Source organism: Pedobacter suwonensis (assembly GCF_007833675.1).
Taxonomy (GTDB): domain Bacteria; phylum Bacteroidota; class Bacteroidia; order Sphingobacteriales; family Sphingobacteriaceae; genus Pedobacter; species Pedobacter suwonensis.
The window spans coordinates 1209555-1228851 of the sequence record NZ_CP031708.1; the positions used below are offsets into that span (position 1 = coordinate 1209555).

Annotated in this window: 19 protein-coding genes and 2 tRNA genes; 7 read left to right on the top strand and 14 right to left on the bottom strand. The window is 38.0% G+C overall.

What is annotated here, in order from left to right:
* Positions 1-232 precede the first annotated feature (232 nt).
* The 4 genes from DV942_RS04780 (at position 233) to DV942_RS04795 (ending at position 3736) form a co-directional block, all read left to right on the top strand.
* A complete protein-coding gene (locus DV942_RS04780) occupies positions 233-868 on the top strand; it encodes a hypothetical protein (RefSeq protein ID WP_145855706.1) in 636 nt (211 codons plus the stop codon).
* 2 nt (positions 869-870) lie between these two features.
* Positions 871-1167, top strand: a complete 297-nt coding sequence (locus DV942_RS04785; RefSeq protein WP_090982174.1) for a winged helix-turn-helix domain-containing protein — start codon at positions 871-873, stop codon at positions 1165-1167.
* Between the two features lie 372 nt (positions 1168-1539).
* Positions 1540-3102, top strand: coding sequence for a DUF4153 domain-containing protein (locus DV942_RS04790; protein WP_145855708.1), 1563 nt, complete (start codon positions 1540-1542; stop codon positions 3100-3102).
* Positions 3103-3424: 322 nt separating this feature from the next.
* Entirely contained in the window at positions 3425-3736 is a 312-nt protein-coding gene (locus DV942_RS04795) for a hypothetical protein (RefSeq protein ID WP_134203897.1), read from the top strand.
* A gap of 74 nt (positions 3737-3810) precedes the next feature.
* Here DV942_RS04795 and DV942_RS04800 read toward each other — a convergent pair whose 3' ends face one another.
* Positions 3811-3999 (bottom strand): hypothetical protein, encoded by a 189-nt coding sequence (locus tag DV942_RS04800; RefSeq protein ID WP_145855710.1) that lies wholly within the window; start codon positions 3997-3999, stop codon positions 3811-3813.
* A gap of 162 nt (positions 4000-4161) precedes the next feature.
* Between DV942_RS04800 and sucC the strand changes: the two genes are divergently transcribed.
* Complete coding sequence (gene sucC / locus DV942_RS04805; RefSeq protein WP_090982162.1) at positions 4162-5361, top strand: ADP-forming succinate--CoA ligase subunit beta; 1200 nt, start codon at positions 4162-4164, stop codon at positions 5359-5361.
* Positions 5362-5735: 374 nt separating this feature from the next.
* Here sucC and DV942_RS04810 read toward each other — a convergent pair whose 3' ends face one another.
* Positions 5736-5942, bottom strand: coding sequence for a helix-turn-helix domain-containing protein (locus DV942_RS04810; protein ID WP_090982160.1), 207 nt, complete (start codon positions 5940-5942; stop codon positions 5736-5738).
* A 34-nt stretch (positions 5943-5976) separates the two neighbouring features.
* Positions 5977-6570: a hypothetical protein gene (locus DV942_RS04815; protein WP_145855712.1), complete on the bottom strand. Its 594-nt coding sequence runs from the start codon at positions 6568-6570 to the stop codon at positions 5977-5979.
* Positions 6571-6980: 410 nt separating this feature from the next.
* Between DV942_RS04815 and DV942_RS04820 the strand changes: the two genes are divergently transcribed.
* Complete coding sequence (locus DV942_RS04820; RefSeq protein ID WP_010601359.1) at positions 6981-7841, top strand: sigma-70 family RNA polymerase sigma factor; 861 nt, start codon at positions 6981-6983, stop codon at positions 7839-7841.
* A 463-nt stretch (positions 7842-8304) separates the two neighbouring features.
* On the top strand, positions 8305-8964 hold the full coding sequence (locus DV942_RS04825) for an ATP-binding cassette domain-containing protein (RefSeq protein ID WP_145855714.1): 660 nt from the start codon (positions 8305-8307) through the stop codon (positions 8962-8964).
* A 105-nt stretch (positions 8965-9069) separates the two neighbouring features.
* Here the strand turns inward: DV942_RS04825 and DV942_RS04830 are convergent, their stop codons facing one another.
* The 11 genes from DV942_RS04830 to DV942_RS04880 all read right to left on the bottom strand — a co-directional run bounded on the left by DV942_RS04830 (position 9070) and on the right by DV942_RS04880 (position 19238).
* A complete protein-coding gene (locus DV942_RS04830; protein WP_186462428.1) occupies positions 9070-9933 on the bottom strand; it encodes an AMP nucleosidase in 864 nt (287 codons plus the stop codon).
* Positions 9934-10012: 79 nt separating this feature from the next.
* The gene (clpX, locus tag DV942_RS04835; RefSeq protein WP_090982154.1) at positions 10013-11251 is read right to left on the bottom strand and encodes an ATP-dependent Clp protease ATP-binding subunit ClpX; all 1239 of its coding nucleotides are present in this window, start codon (positions 11249-11251) and stop codon (positions 10013-10015) included.
* The gene (gene clpP / locus DV942_RS04840) at positions 11235-11942 is read right to left on the bottom strand and encodes an ATP-dependent Clp endopeptidase proteolytic subunit ClpP (RefSeq protein ID WP_090982152.1); all 708 of its coding nucleotides are present in this window, start codon (positions 11940-11942) and stop codon (positions 11235-11237) included. Before clpP ends, clpX begins: the two co-directional genes overlap by 17 nt.
* Before the next feature lie 53 nt (positions 11943-11995).
* Positions 11996-12355, bottom strand: coding sequence for a four helix bundle protein (locus tag DV942_RS04845; RefSeq protein WP_145855716.1), 360 nt, complete (start codon positions 12353-12355; stop codon positions 11996-11998).
* A gap of 81 nt (positions 12356-12436) precedes the next feature.
* Positions 12437-13789, bottom strand: a complete 1353-nt coding sequence (tig, locus tag DV942_RS04850; RefSeq protein ID WP_145855717.1) for a trigger factor — start codon at positions 13787-13789, stop codon at positions 12437-12439.
* A 161-nt stretch (positions 13790-13950) separates the two neighbouring features.
* A tRNA-Leu gene (locus DV942_RS04855) sits at positions 13951-14032 on the bottom strand.
* Positions 14033-14481: 449 nt separating this feature from the next.
* A tRNA-Leu gene (locus tag DV942_RS04860) sits at positions 14482-14566 on the bottom strand.
* A gap of 150 nt (positions 14567-14716) precedes the next feature.
* Positions 14717-15019 (bottom strand): lipoprotein, encoded by a 303-nt coding sequence (locus DV942_RS04865; protein WP_145855720.1) that lies wholly within the window; start codon positions 15017-15019, stop codon positions 14717-14719.
* Between the two features lie 94 nt (positions 15020-15113).
* A complete protein-coding gene (locus DV942_RS04870) occupies positions 15114-15917 on the bottom strand; it encodes a helical backbone metal receptor (protein ID WP_134203899.1) in 804 nt (267 codons plus the stop codon).
* A gap of 53 nt (positions 15918-15970) precedes the next feature.
* Positions 15971-16654: an ABC transporter ATP-binding protein gene (locus DV942_RS04875; protein ID WP_134203900.1), complete on the bottom strand. Its 684-nt coding sequence runs from the start codon at positions 16652-16654 to the stop codon at positions 15971-15973.
* 157 nt (positions 16655-16811) lie between these two features.
* Positions 16812-19238, bottom strand: coding sequence for an ABC transporter permease (locus DV942_RS04880; RefSeq protein WP_145855722.1), 2427 nt, complete (start codon positions 19236-19238; stop codon positions 16812-16814).
* Positions 19239-19297 lie beyond the last annotated feature (59 nt).

Genomic DNA, 19297 nt, shown 5'->3' on the forward strand with positions numbered 1-19297 from the left:
GAAAGACCAAAGCAGAAAGCAGAAAGGCCAAAGCACAAAAGAAAAAAACTAAAGTGGGATAATTACGGCCAAGGCACAAAGCTGAAGGCATAGCAAAAATCAGAAACCAATCCTAACAGTTAAAAATTTAAATCTGTGTAATCCATTTATCTGTGCAATCCCCCCGAAGGAAAAAAAAGATTTGCAAATCTCAATTTTCTATATAACTTTGAAAAACAAAGCACTTTTAAAAATGAAAAGCCCGGAAGAACAACTAAGTACCTTAAAAGATATCAGAAATATGATGGACAGGTCATCAAGATTTATTTCTTTGAGTGGTCTATCAGGTGTTTTCGCAGGTGCGATAGCGTTAATTGGTGCTTATTTTGCAAATGATGAAATCAACAAATTCATTAATAAAAGAGGTTATGGTTATGGCGTGGATGGGGAAATGGATCTCGAATTTAACCTGATCAAACTAGGGCTCTTTGTTTTGATAATTGCTTTGGCTGGCGGTGTTTTATTTACCTACAGAAAAAGTCAGAAAAACAATCTCCCAATCTGGGATAAAACCTCTAAATCACTTTTAATCAACTTATTTATTCCTTTGTTTACCGGAGGATTATTTATCATAGCTTTATTAATTAACCACCCAAATACCTATAGCATTATCGCGCCGAGCTGCCTCATTTTTTATGGTTTAGCCTTGATTAACGCCAGTAAGTTTACCTACAGTGATATCCGTTATTTAGGCTTTTGCGAGGTGATATTAGGATTGATCTGTATGTTTTATGTTGGTTATGGATTAATTTTCTGGGCTTTGGGCTTCGGCATACTACACATTGTTTATGGTCTTTTAATGTATTTTAAATATGAGCGAGGTCAGTAACGATGAAAAACCCGATAGCAGATTTAAATAAAATATTCGATAGCCGGATCAGGCTGGGCGTTATGTCTATGCTGGTGGTAAACAATGAAATTGGCTTTAACGACTTAAAACAAATGCTCGAATTGACAGATGGCAATTTAGCTTCACACCTGAACACATTAGAACAGGCTGAATTTATCAAGGTACACAAAGGTTTTATTGGGCGTAAAACGAGTACTACCTACTCCATCACCGAATTGGGCAGGCAAGCTTTTAAGGCGCATTTAGATGCGCTCGAAAAAATGATCAGGAAGCTGTAAGCTATTTTTTTCGAACTTTAACTTTGAATTTCAAAGCACTTTTAAAACATTAAAATGAAAGAAATACCTGAACCTCAAATGAATTACTTAGGCAAAAAAATAGCTTACTATTCTGCGCTTGTTGGAACATTGATATTTGTAATCTATTTAATATCAAACTCTCTTTTTTTAATGATAGCGGGGGCTGTTTTTACAATTGGAGCTGCGATTTTAAACGTCTTCGTGCGAGCGATAATTTTAGTAGAGCTTATTTTCAATAAGTCTTATTGGAGAAACTCCATAGTTACGGTCATCTGCACGCTATTAAATATTCCTTTAGTACTCCTGTACATTTTCATCCTAAGCCATTTCAATTTATAAACCTTAAACAAAATGAAAACAAAATCCAACTTATTACTCCTCTCTACCCTACTGGGCGGCCTGCTGTTTACTTTTCTTTTTTGGAAAGAAAGACTTGCGCTCAATCTGCTTATTTACAGTATATATCTGCTGGCAATCACTTTTATTAATCCGGATGTGATTAAAAGCACCAAACTAAAAATTTACGGCTTGGCACACCTGCTGGCAGCGATATTAGTGGTTATTAACAATTCTGATTTATCATTGGTGACTTATTACATCAGTTTATTGCTATTTATTGGCTTTGGTCATCAACAACAAATCAGGACCATTTTTACTGCTTTTTTAGCGGCCATTCTTCAGATGGTCACCGTGCCATTTAATGCCATAAAACAACTAAGCCAAATCAGTATGGGCAATGTGAGCCTTAAACCCTTTTTCACGCTGATTAAATATATCTTCGTACCAGTTATCATTGTAATCCTATTTTCATGCCTTTATGCAGCTGCAAATCATGTTTTTGCACATTATGCAGAAACCATCTTAACTCACATTGGCGACTTTTTAGATCAATTACTACACTTCTTTTTTAAAGACCTGAGTTTTGAACGCATTATGCATTTATGTTTTGGATTGGTTTTAACAGGAGGTTTACTACTTGCTTTCTTTGATAAAAGCCTTGAAAAAGCAGAGCTGAAATGTAAAGAACAATTGCACCGGATCAGAAGAAGCCTGGGACAGAAAACAATATGGTATAATATCGCAAAAACATTTACAGGCAACCTGTTAACACGGAAAATGGCATTAAAAACAGAGTATATCGTTGGTGTCATTTCATTCGCTGCGCTTAACCTGCTCTTGCTAATGCTAAACACCATTGACATTACCACACTTTGGTTTGGCTACGAACCTACGGGCAATTTCTCAGGTGAACTGCACCAGGGCACAAATTCATTGATCTTTAGCATTGTAATGGCTATGGCAGTAATCTTATACTATTTCAGGGGAAATTTAAATTTTTACCCAAAAAGTAAAACGTTGAGGGCATTGGCCTATGCCTGGATGGTTCAGAATTTTATCCTGATCATATCCGTATTCATCCGTGATGGTTACTATATCGAATTTCATGGTTTAACCCATAAAAGAATCGGTGTTTTAGTATTCGCCACCCTTTGCATTATTGGTTTGGCAACGGTTTATTGCAAAGTAGCTAAACATAAAACCATATTCTATCTCTTCAAAGTAAACGGAAATGTATGGTTTGTCCTGCTGTTGGCCTTTACCTTTATCAATTGGGATGTTCTAATCGTTAAATACAACCTCAATCACGTCGACACCGTTTCTATCGATCCTTACTACCTCACTTCTTTATCAGAAAAGACCTTGCCTATTTTAGATAAAAACCGGTCAAAAATACATCCCTCAAACAATAACGATTCGGAAATTGCCAAAGTAGACCAGCCAGAAGAAGCTTTAATGAGAAAACTGGATCAACGGATCGGTTATTTTAAAGAGCGTTATCATCAGGAAAGCTGGTTATCATGGAATTTGCAGGATTGGAATACAGCGAAATATTTTGATCTAAATAAAAAATAAGATGAATAGATTGGACAAAAGTGTTGTAATGATATTAGCACTCTTCGCATTAGCATGGTTTGCACTGAACGTGGCTATCAATAAAATTTTTGATTTAACAATTAATGAAACACATACCAGCTAACTGTATCAATATGTGAACGGATAGCTCAACTTACTGGATTAAAGATTTTTTAGCCCAGTTACTAACAAGCCCATTATTTTAAAAATCCTGTATAATTAACCGCTCCACGTCTCCAACCTAAGTTGGAAATTTTTACCCTGATGCGAACGCATCGGGGGAATTAAAAATTAATTAATCGTATATTAAACCTTAGAAATTATGAAAAATCTACAGTCAGCATTTAAGTCACCATCAACACGTATCGCCATTATATTTGGCGTTGTAATATTAATTTTAAGCATTCCGCTGATCGCCATGCAATTTACAACTGAAGTAAAGTGGGATTTATCCGATTTTCTGGTAGCCGGCGCCTTATTATTCAGCACGGGATTGGCCCTGGAGCTTGTCATCAGAAACTTGAAAAGTGGCACGTTAAGAACAATAGTCCTCATTGTCATATTGATAGCCTTATTCCTCGTCTGGGCAGAATTGGCCGTTGGGATCTTCGGAACGCGGTTTGCAGGAAGTTAACCGATGCCATTAACGTTTCGTTCGGGCAGATTTAAGATGGTTAATGCAGAGGATATATTTTGTTGCGTTTGGTATTAACAAACATTGTTTTTAAGCCTGATTGCAGCGGTAAGCCCGGAACGTAGTGAGGACTTATAGCGGAAAGCAGGGCTACCGGCCGCCATCAGAAACTGCCCCATCACTTTCAAATAAAGAATATCTGCCAAATCAGCCGGATACCATAAACCAGCGTACATGACAAACACCAATTTCCCGTTTAACATAAAACGTTCATTTTCTTAAAAAATCGGCAAATTCTATTTGTTTAAAGGCTGTGAAATTGTAGCTTTGGGCAAATTTTGTAGCAAATGAACCCGATGCTGTTAAAGTAACCATCTTTATAGTAAAAGGCTCCATCTGACAGATAAAGACAAAAATATAAACAGATGAATATTCACGAATACCAGGGTAAACAAATATTAAAAAGTTTCGGTGTTAACGTTCAAGAAGGAATAGTTGCCGATACTCCTGAACAAGCTGTTGAGGCCGCTAAGCAACTGAAAACCGATTACAACTCTGATTGGGTTGTAATTAAAGCGCAAATCCACGCTGGTGGCCGCGGTAAAGGTGGTGGTGTTAAATTGGCCAAAAACCTTGAAGAAGTTAAACAACGTGCTACCGATATCATCGGCATGCAATTGGTAACTCCTCAAACCGGACCAGAAGGTAAAAAAGTGAACAAAGTTTTAGTGGCGCAGGATGTTTATTATCCAGGTGCTTCTGAAACAAAAGAATTCTATATCTCTGTATTGTTAGATCGTGCGAAAGGCCGTAATATCATCATGTACAGTACCGAAGGCGGTATGGATATTGAAGAAGTTGCCGAGCACACGCCACATTTAATCTTCAAAGAAGAAATCGATCCTAAAGTTGGCTTACAAGGTTTCCAGGCACGTAAAATTGCCTTTAACTTAGGTGTTAGCGGTAATGCTTTTAAAGAAATGGTAAAATTCGTTACTGCTTTATACAAAGCTTACGAAGCAACGGATTCTTCCATGTTCGAAATCAACCCGGTATTAAAAACTTCTGATGATAAAGTAATCGCGGTAGATGCCAAAGTGAATCTGGATGAGAACGGTTTATTCCGTCACCCTGATTATGCTGCGATGCGTGATGTTACAGAAGAAGATCCAATGGAAGTTGAAGCCAGTGCGAGCAACCTGAACTTCGTTAACCTTGATGGTAACGTAGGCTGTATGGTGAACGGTGCAGGTTTGGCAATGGCTACCATGGATATTATCAAATTGGCGGGTGGTGAGCCAGCTAACTTCCTTGACGTAGGCGGAACTGCAAATGCACAAACAGTTAAAGCGGCTTTTAATATTATTTTGAAAGATCCTAACGTTAAAGCGATCCTGATCAACATTTTTGGTGGTATTGTACGTTGCGACCGTGTTGCTCAGGGTGTTATCGATGCATACAAAGAAATTGGAAATATCCCTGTGCCAATTATCTGCCGTTTACAAGGTACAAATGCCGAAGAAGCTAAAAAATTAATTGATGAGTCTGGCTTACAGGTTTATTCAGCGATTGCTTTAAAAGAAGCAGCCGATTTAGTAACCAAAGTTTTGGCTGAAAAAGCATAAGCTAAAGTTGAAAGACTAAAGCTTAAAGCAATACATATTTAAAACCTTTCAGTGCAAACTGGAAGGTTTTTTTATTCCCCGCTATCAGAGGTGCGTCCGCAGGAAGGGGTATCGTATGCTAATAATCTACTTTAGTTTCGGTTCATGGTGAAACGAAACTCGACTCAGTCAATTTCATTTCAATTGACCAAGTCGCCTTAGTTGGTCAATATTTTTTTTGGAAAGCAAGGTCCTGTACATTTCGGCTCCGAAAACCCTGCTATCCCTCCAAGTCCTCGGTGCACTCCGGGCTTTCCGTCCTATCAGGTTTACGTAACCAGGGCAGCTGATTCTTTGTAACACCAAACCTTACAGGTTTTAAAAACCTATAAGGTTTATTCAGCACGGAATTCAAGAATATCACCAGGCTGACAATCTAAAACTGCACAAATGGCTTCCAAAGTCTCCAGGCGGATGGCCTTTGCCTTGCCTGTTTTCAAAATAGATAAGTTAGACATCGTTATCCCCACCCGCTCGCTTAACTCGGTAAGCGACATTTTGCGACGGGCGAGCATCACATCTAAATTTATAATAATAGGCATTTGAGTAAATAAAATTAAAATGTTTTCATTTAACCTAAATGGTTAAATCATTTTCCTGTTTAAGGCTCCTGGAATACGAAAGCAACTCGTAAATTACGCTAAGTATAGCGATGAGCGAAATTACGCCCAAATTGATATTTTCAGCTATTATAGGCTGATATTTAAATGCCTTACCAGTCAAATCCTCAACATACCCTTTCATGGCCCAAAAAGAAACAAATTTTAGGCTAAAAAATAAAATAATGCCCGCACCTACCCATTGCCACAATTTAACTTCGGTTAAGTTTTCGAGCCATTCTGGGCGTTTGTAAGCAATAAAAAGTATTATACTTCCCAGGATGAGATAAAAAGCGGCATGAGAACCAAGGCCATCAATCCCCGCGCCCGATAAAATAATAGCCTGCTTTAACGTTGGTTTAAACGCATATGAACCGATATGGCTATTGGTAAACCTGGCCTTCCCAATAGTTTTTACTTCCTGCACTACGTTATTTTCAACTAAGTTAATCGAAAGCGTTCCTGCATGATAATGATCCACAGCATCAATTAAATGATTGGCTATCGACGTGAGTGCGATAAAAATCAAACAAAATCCGGAGTACCTAAAAATCTTTATAAGCTTGTTCATAAAATGTGTAAAATGGTCAGTTTTTTGCCTTCTGTATAATGTTTACCTCACTGAAATAAAATCATGTTGACTTTAGTCAGTAAAGAATACCTTTTTTGTATTTCTCTGTTTCGTTAGTAGAAACAGAAAGGTCATATTTATTTAAAATTTACTGTACAAGAATAAAATAAAATTATTACTAATCAAAATATTTTTATTGATTTACAATAAATAATTATTAAAAAACAATTATACACACATCAGAACGCCAAAATACACCAAAAACTTTATTGGAATGATTTTTGTTGTAAGTAAAAGTAGAAAAAACGTGTGCAAACGGTAACATTTTCAGCATTTTATCCTTTCAAATTGCAATACAATTTCGTAACTTTGCACACTTCAATAATTAAAAGAGCACACAAAACGTATAAATGAGACAACTCAAGATAACGCAATCCATTACCAACCGTGAAAGTCAGTCGTTAGACAAATACCTGCACGAAATTGGTAAAGTAGATTTAATAACGGCAGAAGAGGAAGTAATTTTAGCAAGGAAGATTCGTGAGGGCGATCAGGCTGCATTAGAGCGGTTAACCAAAACCAACTTGCGTTTCGTTGTGTCTGTTGCAAAACAATATCAAAACCAGGGTTTAACTTTAGGCGATTTAATTAATGAGGGCAATTTAGGCTTAATTAAAGCGGCAAAACGTTTTGATGAGACTAAAGGTTTCAAATTTATTTCTTATGCGGTTTGGTGGATCCGTCAATCTATTTTGCAGGCTATTGCTGAGCAAAGCCGTATTGTACGTTTGCCTTTAAATCAGGTAGGTTCGTTAAGTAAAATCAGCAAAGCTTTTTCTAAGCTCGAGCAAGAATATGAACGTGAGCCTTCTCCGGAAGAATTGGCAGATATTTTAGAAACTACGGTTGATAAAATCTCAGATACTTTAAGCAATTCAGGCCGTCACGTATCTATGGATGCCCCGTTTGTTCAAGGTGAAGAAAATACATTATTGGATGTATTGGAAAACCATGAACCAAATACAGATAGCTCATTGATCAACGAATCTTTATCGGAAGAAATTAAACGTTCTTTATCTACTTTAACCGAAAGGGAAAGAGAAATTATCGTTTTATTCTTCGGTTTGGGTTCTAACCACCCACTTTCGTTAGAGGAAATTGGCGAGAAATTTAATTTAACACGTGAGCGTGTTCGCCAGATTAAAGATAAAGCGCTACAACGCTTACGTCATACTTCAAGAAGCAAAATCTTAAAATCTTATTTAGGATAGTAGTTTAGATTCAAAGAAATATTAAAAGACTGGCAAATGCCGGTCTTTTTTTTTATTTAACAGGCTTGTCAACCAATAATAGGAAAGATGCTACGTCCGGCAAATCTTTTCTATTATACGCAACTAAATTTATCGTTATGATTTTATATCTTTAAATCATGTCGATTACTTTGCTCAAAAAATCCATAACTGTATACAAACCCATCTTTTTATGGAATATACTGGTTAGTCTTTTAACTGCGGTATTCTTCATTTTAAATGGTTTCTCGCAACCTGGCATTTATTCTTTCGCCATATTCATCAAACTTATCGGCTGGTCATTTTCTGCAGGTATATACTTTATGTTTTATCAATCCACAGCCTACTTTTTCAAAAATCAGGGCATAGGATTTAGAAAAATCATGCTTAACCTGGTTTTATATGATTTAATTTTTTTTATTGGAATCTTAGTGGTATCATCAATATGCAGGAACTTTCTATCGACAGTGTTAATCAATTTTTTGCAGACCGCGAAGTATTAAGCAGCGTTTACTTAAACTGTAAAATCGGTGAAGTAGTCGGTTTGCTGGGCAGAAACGGATCAGGTAAATCCACTTTGCTACAAATCATTTTTGGGAGCGTAAAAGCAAATTTCAAACACCTTAACATCAATAATAAAGTATATCATAAAGGTTACCAGTCTAAGAATCTTTCGTATTTACCGCAAGATAATTTTATCCCAGACCAGATCAGTGTTTTGCAGGCTGTTGATACTTTTTGCAAAAAGCAAAAAGCTGAATTAAAGCAAATTGACTTTGTGACCAATCATTTGAGTGCAAAATTCTATAATTTATCTGGCGGAGAGCGAAGATTTATGGAATGTTTGTTAATGATATACAGCGATACGGAATATATACTTCTTGATGAGCCATTCTCGCAATTATCTCCATTATGGATAGAAGAATTAAAAAAGCATATCAATAAAGAAAAAGCAAAAAAAGGCTTTATTATTACCGATCATTACTACCAGTCTATCTTGGATATTTCTGACAGGGTGGTATTGCTGCATAACAAATGTAATTATACCATCAATAATGCAGATGATCTGATCACACATGGTTACTTATCCGGATTCACAGCTTAAACTTCGGGATATAGTTCATACTGATCTGATAGTACTCAGAAAGTTCCAATATTCCTATTGAAATTAAAGCCCCTGAAACAAGTTCAGGGTGACAACTTCTTCCTCTTAAAACAACAGGTGTTTAACCGTTAATCCATTATTGATCAACTGCTTTAATGAATCGATGCCAATACGTAAATGGGTTTCCACATACCTTTCGGTTACGGTGCTATCGCTTTCTGCAGTTTTAACGCCTTCAGGAATCATCGGTTGATCAGAAACCAGAAGCAAAGCGCCGGCTGGAATTTTATTCGCAAAGGCTGTGGTAAAAATCGTTGCTGTTTCCATATCCACTGCCATTGCACGCAATGTTTTCAAATACTTTTTAAACTCTTTGTCATGCTCCCAAACCCTGCGGTTGGTGGTATAACAGGTCCCGGTCCAGTAATCCCTGCCATGGTCACGTATTGTTGTAGAAATTGCCTTCTGCAGCGCGAAAGCTGGCAAGGCAGGTACTTCTGCAGGCAGATAATCATTTGAGGTACCTTCTCCCCTAATGGCAGCAATAGGTAAAATTAAATCACCCAACTGGTTTTTCTTTTTCAATCCACCACATTTACCCAGAAAAAGCACTGCTTTAGGTTTAATGGCCGTTAGCAAATCCATCATGGTTGCAGCTAATGGACTTCCCATACCAAAGTTGATAATTGTAATACCATTTGCGGTAACACTTTGCATCGGCTTATCTAAGCCCATAATCGGCGCATTATCATTCCATTCGGAAAACATGCTTACATATTTACTGAAATTGGTTAACAGGATATAATCACCAAATTGATCTAACGGCCTGCCTGTGTAACGTGGCAACCAGTTTTTAACAATCTCCTCTTTTGATTTTAATCCTGATTTAACCGGACTTTCAACTTCTTTTATTTTTTTTGATTTCTCGACAATCTCCTCGTCTTTTTTTACATCTTTTTCTTCATTCATAACAATTAGTTTAGCGCTCTGCGCCATGCGTTAAGCGTATTACAAAAAATCCTCCCGCTTTCGCGAGAGGATTTGAATTTTATGCGGCCTGCAACTTTTTAAAGTCGGCTTTTTCAAATTTTTCTATCGCGTAATCGAGATTGATGTGCAATTCCTTCACGTCAGTCTGTGTTGGCGTATCAAACATCGCGTCCAACATAATCGCTTCGCAGATTGATCTTAAACCTCGTGCACCCAATTTGTATTCCATCGCTTTATCTACAATGAAATCCAAAACTTCATCTTCAAAAACCAACTTCACATCTTCGTAAGCAAAAAGCTTCACATACTGTTTGATGAGTGAATTTTTAGGCGCTGTTAAAATATTTCTTAACGATTCTTTATCCAATGGATTTAAGTGAGAAAGAACTGGTATACGGCCAATTAATTCCGGAATTAATCCAAATGATTTTAAATCCTGAGGTGTAATATACTTATAAAGATTTTTAAGATCTAATACCATCTCATCTTTCTTTACTTTATAACCTACTGCCTGGGTACGTAAACGGTTGGCAATTTTACGCTCAATACCGTCAAATGCGCCACCACAGATAAATAAAATATTATTGGTGTTTACCGGGATCATTTTCTGATCCGGATGCTTACGTCCGCCCTGAGGCGGAACGTTTACCACCGTACCTTCTAAAATTTTCAGTAAGGCCTGTTGCACACCTTCGCCTGATACATCCCGCGTAATAGAAGGATTATCGCTTTTACGCGCTACCTTATCTACCTCATCTATATATACAATACCGCGTTCGGCGGCGGTTACATCGTAGTCTGCTGCCTGAAGCAATCGGGTGAGGATACTCTCAACGTCTTCACCAACATAGCCCGCTTCAGTTAAAACCGTAGCATCACAGATACAAAATGGCACATGCAAAATTTTCGCAATGGTTTTAGCCAGTAAGGTTTTTCCGGTACCTGTTTCGCCCACCAGCATGATATTCGACTTCTCAATCTCGATCTCGTCTTTATCTACCTTTTGATTCAGGCGTTTATAGTGGTTGTAAACTGCAACAGACAATACTTTTTTTGCATCATCCTGACCGATAACATACTGATCAAGATGTTGTTTAATTTCAAGAGGCTTTAGTAAATTAATTACCTCCTGAATATTTTTCGTGCCTTTAGTACCTAATTCCTGTGCAAGCAACTGATTGGCCTGGGTAACGCATTTATCGCAGATAAATGCATCCATACCTTCAATCAACATCAACGTTTCATGCTTGCCAGAATGACAGAATGAGCAACGGGATTCTTTATTTTGTTTCGCCATCTTTTTTTGCGTTTCTCGATAATACTTCATCAACCATACCAAATCCTTTAGCCTCATCAGCTGTCATCCAGTAATCGCGATCTGAAGCTTTCTCTACCCAATCATAGGTCTGGCCAGAGTGCTCTGAAATAATATCGTATAATTCTTTTTTCAATTTCAACATCTCTCTTAAGTTGATCTCCATATCAGATGCCACACCTTGTGCACCGCCTGATGGCTGGTGAATCATTACTCTTGAGTGAGGCAACGCAGCACGTTTACCTTTGGCGCCGGCTACCAATAAAACAGCGCCCATTGATGCGGCCATACCGGTACAGATTGTTGCTACGTCCGGCTGTATATACTGCATGGTGTCGTAAATACCTAAACCGGCATACACCGAGCCGCCTGGAGAGTTAATGTAAATCTGGATGTCCCTATCGGCATCTGTTGATTGTAAAAACAATAACTGCGCCTGAATGATATTTGCATTCTGATCATAAATTGCATCGCCTAAAAAGATAATGCGATCCATCATCAGCCTTGAAAAAACATCCATCTGGGCCACATTCAGCTGGCGTTCTTCAATAATATACGGCGTCATGTTCTGAGGGTTCAGATTAGCCTGTGCAATAAATTTATCTACGTGTAAACCGCCAATTCCCTGATGTTTAACGGCAAATTTTCTGAATTCTTGTGAGTCTATGTTCATGATTATAGTGTTTGGCGTTTTGCGGTGAGCGTTAAGCCCGCCTAAAACGCTAGTTACTTTAATAAATATTTTCTGAAGTTGGTTAATTTCCGTGCCAATTTATCTAATTCTTCAAGATAATCATTCAACTCTATGTCAGAAATATATTTTCTCCGTTCTAAAACTACTAAAATATTTGCATTCTCAAATGTAGAACGATGTGCAATATTCAGATAATGAGCAAATTCCTTATTTGAAACTGATCCAGACCCTTCCGCGATATTATTAGATATGCTAAGAGCAGCCCCATTGAGCTGCTCTGCAAATCTATACCTTTTATCAACTGCCAATCGGTCAGCTATATCCAATAATTTATCGGTCAATACAATTGATAACTGCCAAATTTCGAGCGATTGAAATTTAAATTGTGCCATAATTAAATATAGCAATAGCACAACAATTTACAAAACGCCCCAGGCATTATAATAACGCTTAGCGCTACTCGCCAACCGCTTTTATTTTTTCTCTACCAACGCGACAAACTTATCGTAATCAATATCTTTTTGTTCTAAAGTAACAACAGATTTAATTTGTTCGAAAGTTTTTAATGCTTTTACTTCTTCAAAAACACGGTTTGCATTTTCTTTTTCCTGTAAAAACTGAACAGCATATTGAGCCAATTGATCTTCAGGAAGCGGACTTGGACTATACATTCTGAATTGTGCATCCAATTTAGCTTTAGCTGCCTGAACAACATCCTCATACTTGATTTCAATGCTATTATCCTTGATGATTTTATTTTCGATCAACGTCCATTTCAGATTTTTAGCGAAATCATCATAACCCTCAGCTAATTCCTCATCCGTTAGTTTTTCGTTTGTAGCTTTTAACCAGCGACGTAAGAATTCATCAGGCAATTCAAATGCGTGTTTAGCTAATAATGCTTCATAAATATCATTAGATAATTTACGCTCAGCATCTTGTTTAAACATGCTCTCTACTTCTTCGGTAATTTTTGCCCTGAAACCAGCTTCGTCAGTTACCGTACCTTCACCAAATAATTTATCGAAGAACTCCTGGTTTAAATCAGACTCTTCTAAACGGTTAACGTTTTTAACATGAAGTTTAAAGTCCGCTTTTAGCGCAGCAGCTTCTTCTTCTGAAATGTTTAAAGCTTTTGCAATTACAGCAGCATCTTCGAAAGCTTTTTGGATATCGATGGTTACTTCATTGTCTTTCTTTAAACCAATTAGCGATTTAAGGATATTTTCATCTTTGATTTGATCTAAACGAACACTTCCTGTACTGGTAATACCACCTTCAACAGCGTTACCATCTTCAGCCACCTGGGTCAATTCGGCGTAAAGCACGTCACCATCAGCTGAAACCTCAGGATTGGTCATTTTACCGTAACTACGACGGATATTTTTGATACGGCTTTCTAATGTTTCCTGATCAGCTTTAATCACGTATTCGGTAAACTTATCTTTAGATGAAATATTTACGTCGAAAGCCGGAGCTAAACCTAATTCATAATCAAACTCGAAATCATCAGTATTATCCCATTTGAATTCACGTTCATTGTCCATTTTAGGGAGTGGCTGACCTAAAATTTCCAATTTTTGCTCAGCGATATAGTTAGATAAGGTATCGTTCAACAAGTTGTTTACCTCTTCTACTAAGATACTTTTGCCGTACATTTTTTTAATGTGGGCAGCAGGAACCATTCCTTTACGGAAACCAGGTAATTGTGCTTTTTTAGCTTGATCTTTAATAGCTTTATCTACTTTTCCAGTGTAATCAGCAGGTGCGATCTTGATTTTTACAACAGCATTTAAGTTGCCGGTTTTTTCCTGTGTAATATTCATTTTTTCTGAGATATATTAAGATGTGCTTCAGATCGGGGCATTGAGATATGATAAAACCATATATCGACACAACCGAAACAGTACATCAATTTTTATTAATCAATGTTTTTTAAAAACAAAACCGTTCCGATGTAAACATCGGAACGGCCTTTATCTTGTTGTGCGGAAGAAGGGACTCGAACCCCCACGCCGTGAAGCGCCAGATCCTAAGTCTGGTGCGGCTACCAATTACGCCACTTCCGCAGTTAGGATGTTGTAAGGACTGCAAAGATAGAAACAAGATTGGATAATCAAAAGGTATCACCCATATTTTAGTGCGTATTCTTTAAAATAAATGCTAACTCATTAATTTTTAAGGAGAAAATTTTACGGTCGAATGCATTTCCCACAAGTCCGTGTACTTATTAAACGGCTTTGTCCCCGATTTCAACATCTATTTCAGCAGGCGAAGATACCGGCGAGAGGAATTTAAAAATGAGCGACTACAGAACTTCCTTTAATCTTTAAAACACCAAACGTTCCTCTGAACAAAACCGAAACATATCCCTGACTTATAAAAAATATAAAATTGGTGTCACCGTGAACGGAGTCGATGGGTATCTCTTTTAATCGATTATCATTATAGATAGGTCGTCGACTACATGACCATTAATCACAAAAAAACCGCCCTGGATATCAGAACGGTTTATATATGGTGCGGAAGAAGGGACTCGAACCCCCACGCCGTGAAGCGCCAGATCCTAAGTCTGGTGCGGCTACCAATTACGCCACTTCCGCAGATAGGATGTTTTAAGGACTGCAAAGATAGAAACTTAATTGAATAATCAAACTTTTATTAATTATAAAAATTTGATCCGGAAGATGCGTGATACACAAACCAAGGAAAGCATCAGGCAAACCAGCTTAATACCTTACAATTCCATTTAATTAAAATCTTACCAGCGTTACATCAACCAGTTCCGGACCACCGTCGACAGGATAACCGGCAACCTTTTTTCCTTTAATGGTAACCTTTTTATCTAAATACGAATCCAGGTTTATGGTTCCACTTTTCAAAGCATAAGTTTTATGGTCAGCTTTTAATAAATGCGTACCATATTGAAAAGTAGTGATCCCTAGCTTTTCTATTGTTCCACTTGCGGTAACCGTACTGGTTTTTTCTCCATTTTTAACTGAACTGCAACCAGAAATTGCCGCTACAAATAAGGCTAATACTAATATCTTTTTCATATGATTATGTTTTTACCAATATTGATTATTAAATAACACTTATTATGATAACGATCGAAATTAAAGATATGCTACAAATGATAAAAAATTGCGTCTAACGATCAATAATTTGCTTCTGGAATTCAAAAAAGTATTGAACTGCTTTAACCAATCGGCTTCCATACCAACTGAACATTTCGCCGTCAACCAACATTACTTTGGTATTTGGAATGGCCTCATTTATTTCTTTTATGTGTTTTTCGCTAAAAGGATAAGGTTCTGATGAAAGCAGAATCAGTTCACAGTTCGAAGTTTTCAGTTCCTCAAGCGTTATTTCGGGATAGCGATCCTGATGGATGATGTTCATCATACCATTGCTTAACAAAACATCATCAATAAATGTATTTTTTCCCGCAGCCATATAAGGCTTCCGCCAGATAAGATAGGCCACCTTTTTATCAATTTTATTTTGAAGCGCAAGTGTTTTCAGGTCATTAAATCCCGCTGATATTAAATGGTTAAGGTAACTGGCTTCTGGCTGCCGGTTTACCAGCTCGCCTATTTGCGCTATGGTTTTCATGGCATCATCCAAAGTAAAGATGTCGCTCATCCATACCGGAAAATATTCGGCTAATTCTTCGATATCGGACTGTGTGTTTTCTTCTTTGTTGCCGATAATGAGATCTGGCTCTAAATCCTTAATCAGATCAATATTCAGCTTTTTGGTACCGCCCACCTTGGTACGCTCCGCAAATTTTTCTATCGGATGGATACAGAATTTGGTTAAACCGATAATTTCCGTATCAAGGCCAAGATCGAACAACAACTCCGTTTGAGAGGGCACCACAGAAACAATCCTTTTGGGTGGAAAATTAATGGTCACCGCCCGCCCCATCTGATCGGTAAACGTTTTTTGCATAGCGCAAAGGTAATTAACCACAGTTAAAAAGGATTGTTTCCATTAGAAATATGTTAAGCTTTAACCTTGATATCTTCTTTTATAAGGCCATCTGCAATGTGCAATATACGGTTTCCATACTGAGCATTTTTTTCCGAATGGGTAACTTGTATAATGGTAATCCCCTCCTCTTCATTGAGCTTTTTAAACAGGCTCATAATTTCTTCAGCCTGGGCCGACTGTAAATTTCCTGTAGGCTCATCAGCCAGAATAATGGAAGGCTGCGCAGCCAGGGCCCGTGCTATCCCCACCAACTGCTGCTGACCGCCCGACAATTGATTTGGGAATAAATCTTTTTTAGCCACGATATTAAACCTGTCGAGCAGATCGGCTATCCTGCTGGCGCGTTCGGCGCTACCCACCTTTTTATATAAAAGTGGCGCCTCAATATTTTCGTAAACCGTCATCTCATCAATTAAATGGTAAGCCTGAAACACGAAACCGATATGGTTTCGGTAGAGCTCAATTCGTTTACGTTCATTTAAACTGGTTACATCTTCGCCCATGAAGTAATAATTACCATAAGTGGGCTCTTCTAACATGCCGATAATGTTAAGCAAGGTAGATTTTCCGGCACCGGATGGCCCCATAACAGAAACGAATTCGCCTTGATTAATGGTAGTGGTTACTAAGCGTAACACATAATTTTTAACGCCTTTACTGGCGTAGTATTTTTCGATATTGGTAAGTTGTATCATATTTTAAGGTTTAAGGCTTAGGGCATGGGGTTTAGGCGTATTAATCTTACTTCACTACCTTAAAACCTTAGGCCGTTATTCATATTTTTAGTGTTGAGCGCAATGCGTTTGCGGTGGGTGAAAAATCTACCTAAACACCAAACGCTATGCGCGGGTGTTATTCATATTTAAGTGCGTTTACCGGGTCGGTTACAGCGGCTTTTCGTGCCTGTATACTTACCGTAAGGATGGCTATAATTACTGAAATTAACGTAGCAGCGGCAAAAGGTATAAAGGGCACTTCTATCCGATAAGCAAAGCCTTCAAGCCATTTTTTTATAATAATATAAGCAACAGGCCAGCTGACTAAATTTGCCACAACCACAAGAATCAGAAAGGATTTGTTGAGCAAGCTTACAATCTGCATGTTTGATGCCCCAAGCACTTTTCTTACGGCAATCTCCTTGGTTTTCCGCTTAGCCACGAATGTAGAAAGTGCAAATAAACCGAGTAATGACAGGGAGACAGAAACCAGGCTGAACAATACAATCATGTTCATAAACCGCCTATTCTCTTCGAGGACTTTCGAAAAAGCATCGTCAAGAGAATTGTACTCTATTGGAAAGTTCGGATACAGCATTCTCCACTCCTTTTCAATTTTTCTGATGATCTCTTTATGTTGAGCCGTATTGAAACGCACCAGTAAATTGTTTGTATTTGAAGTACCTCCAAGTCTGGTTACCTTATAAACCGTTGGCAAAACTGCTTTATCAAAGCCTTCGTTATGATAGTTTTTAATAATGCCAACTACCTGGAAAATATTGTTCTTACCTTCCCAATCGGTTTTTTGATAGGTCTGCCCGATTAAATTTTTTCCGAATAAATTTGCCGCTGCTTCGTTTAAAACTACAGTATTAACCGTATCGCTTTTATATTCCCTGGAAAAAATCCGGCCTTGCAGTACTTTCACACCAAGCGCCGGCAGTGCGTCCATCGTAACGGTAACGGTATTTAACTTTATGGGTTTACCCTTGTATTTAATTTCTTCAGGCACATTAAAACTATTGCCTAATACCTGAGTAGTCGTTGCTACATACTGGACACCTGGTATTTTCTTGAGCCTTTCGGCAAAGTTATCTTCATAATTAGTCTTTATATTGATAAGATTTCCCCGTTCAAAGCCTAAATCCTTGCTACTCATAAACCGGGACTGCATTTCCATTACACCAATGGATATGATGAACGTTACCGAAATAACAAACTGAAAGACAACCAATACGTTACGAAGAACTACACCTCGCAAACCGTTTTCGTAATTGCCTTTTAAAACAGCTACAGGATTATAATTAGATAAAACCCAGGCCGGGTATAAACCTGCAAGTAAGGTTACAAACACAAACAGGCCTACCAGCTGGGCAATCAGGACCAATAACCTGGCATTGTGCCAAAAACTTAAAGCCACATTAAACTGCTGGTTAAAAGCTGGCAAAACCATTTCAATTAAAACAATACAGAGAAAAAGCGAAATCAGGCTCTGCAACCCGGATTCAACCAAAAACTGAGCGGTCAATTGGCTTTTATAAGAACCCAGTACCTTTTTTACCCCTACTTCCTTGGCCCGCTGCACAGATTGTGCCGTGGCCAGATTGATAAAATTAATGATCGAAACCAGGAGTAAAAATGCCGATATGGCCATTACAGGTTTTAACTTTTCGAACCAGCTCAGGGTATACGGCGGATTGGAATGCACAGTTGCTAACGGGATGACTTTTAAGCCCGGCAACTTTTTAGGTTTTTGCATATCTTCATAATCCTCCTCCTGCCCTTTCAATAAGTTTTTCCTGAAATCGACATATAACTTCTGTAAAGTCTGGTTCAATACCAACGTGTCGCTGGCTTTATTCAGTTTAGTGAACATCAGGCAGTAATTGTTATTGGTTGGTTCATCAGGGTCTCTATCTTTATTTCCGGTTCTCATAATGGCGCTAAAATGAACACTTTGTGGCGTTTTAGGCTCACTGACTATACCGGTGACCGTAAATAAATCGCCTTTATCATCCCTCCAGCGTATGATTTTTATTGTTTTACCCAGGGCTCTTGTCGTACCGAAAAGCTTCAAGGCCAGATCCTCTTTCAAAACAATTGTATTCTTGTTTTCAAGGGCTTGGTCGGCACTACCCTGAACAAACTGATAATCGAAAACCTTAAAAAAGCTGCTATCCGAATCTTTGATCTTATTCACCATAACAGGATCGGCGTTGTCTGTTTTAACCGAATAACCACTGCCAAAACTCCAGTCGTTATCTACTTTAGTTACTGCAACTGCCTGTGGTAATTTCGTCCTGATCAAATTTGCGATGCGGCTGTTTGAAACCTCATTCCAGTGCTCCTTATTATCAGGGGTAAAAAAATCATGTTTTTCCCTAATCTGGTAGACATTTTTTAAATCTGGAGACCATTTATCGTAACTTTCTTCATGATTGATATACAAAATCATGAGTACAAAAGCAGTTAGTCCAAGGGCCAGGCCAACAGTATTTATGGTGGCATATACCTTGTTTTTCCAAAGATTGCGTAAAGCGATTTTGAGGTTAAGTCTGAACATAGTTGTAAGGTTGAGGGTTGGAAGGTTGAAGGTTGAGGGTTCAGACGGTTGAACCTTCT

Coding starts and splice junctions, on each gene's coding strand:
- DV942_RS04865 (WP_145855720.1), bottom strand. CDS start 15,019: ATGAAAAAGATATTAGTATTAGCCTTATTTGTAGCGGCAATTTCTGGT.
- DV942_RS04785 (WP_090982174.1), top strand. CDS start 871: ATGAAAAACCCGATAGCAGATTTAAATAAAATATTCGATAGCCGGATC.
- DV942_RS04790 (WP_145855708.1), top strand. CDS start 1,540: ATGAAAACAAAATCCAACTTATTACTCCTCTCTACCCTACTGGGCGGC.
- DV942_RS04810 (WP_090982160.1), bottom strand. CDS start 5,942: ATGCCTATTATTATAAATTTAGATGTGATGCTCGCCCGTCGCAAAATG.
- DV942_RS04795 (WP_134203897.1), top strand. CDS start 3,425: ATGAAAAATCTACAGTCAGCATTTAAGTCACCATCAACACGTATCGCC.
- DV942_RS04825 (WP_145855714.1), top strand. CDS start 8,305: ATGCAGGAACTTTCTATCGACAGTGTTAATCAATTTTTTGCAGACCGC.
- DV942_RS04875 (WP_134203900.1), bottom strand. CDS start 16,654: ATGATACAACTTACCAATATCGAAAAATACTACGCCAGTAAAGGCGTT.
- DV942_RS04830 (WP_186462428.1), bottom strand. CDS start 9,933: ATGAATGAAGAAAAAGATGTAAAAAAAGACGAGGAGATTGTCGAGAAA.
- DV942_RS04780 (WP_145855706.1), top strand. CDS start 233: ATGAAAAGCCCGGAAGAACAACTAAGTACCTTAAAAGATATCAGAAAT.
- DV942_RS04870 (WP_134203899.1), bottom strand. CDS start 15,917: ATGCAAAAAACGTTTACCGATCAGATGGGGCGGGCGGTGACCATTAAT.
- sucC (WP_090982162.1), top strand. CDS start 4,162: ATGAATATTCACGAATACCAGGGTAAACAAATATTAAAAAGTTTCGGT.
- DV942_RS04815 (WP_145855712.1), bottom strand. CDS start 6,570: ATGAACAAGCTTATAAAGATTTTTAGGTACTCCGGATTTTGTTTGATT.
- clpP (WP_090982152.1), bottom strand. CDS start 11,942: ATGAACATAGACTCACAAGAATTCAGAAAATTTGCCGTTAAACATCAG.
- DV942_RS04800 (WP_145855710.1), bottom strand. CDS start 3,999: ATGTTAAACGGGAAATTGGTGTTTGTCATGTACGCTGGTTTATGGTAT.
- tig (WP_145855717.1), bottom strand. CDS start 13,789: ATGAATATTACACAGGAAAAAACCGGCAACTTAAATGCTGTTGTAAAA.
- DV942_RS04820 (WP_010601359.1), top strand. CDS start 6,981: ATGAGACAACTCAAGATAACGCAATCCATTACCAACCGTGAAAGTCAG.
- clpX (WP_090982154.1), bottom strand. CDS start 11,251: ATGGCGAAACAAAATAAAGAATCCCGTTGCTCATTCTGTCATTCTGGC.
- DV942_RS04845 (WP_145855716.1), bottom strand. CDS start 12,355: ATGGCACAATTTAAATTTCAATCGCTCGAAATTTGGCAGTTATCAATT.
- DV942_RS04880 (WP_145855722.1), bottom strand. CDS start 19,238: ATGTTCAGACTTAACCTCAAAATCGCTTTACGCAATCTTTGGAAAAAC.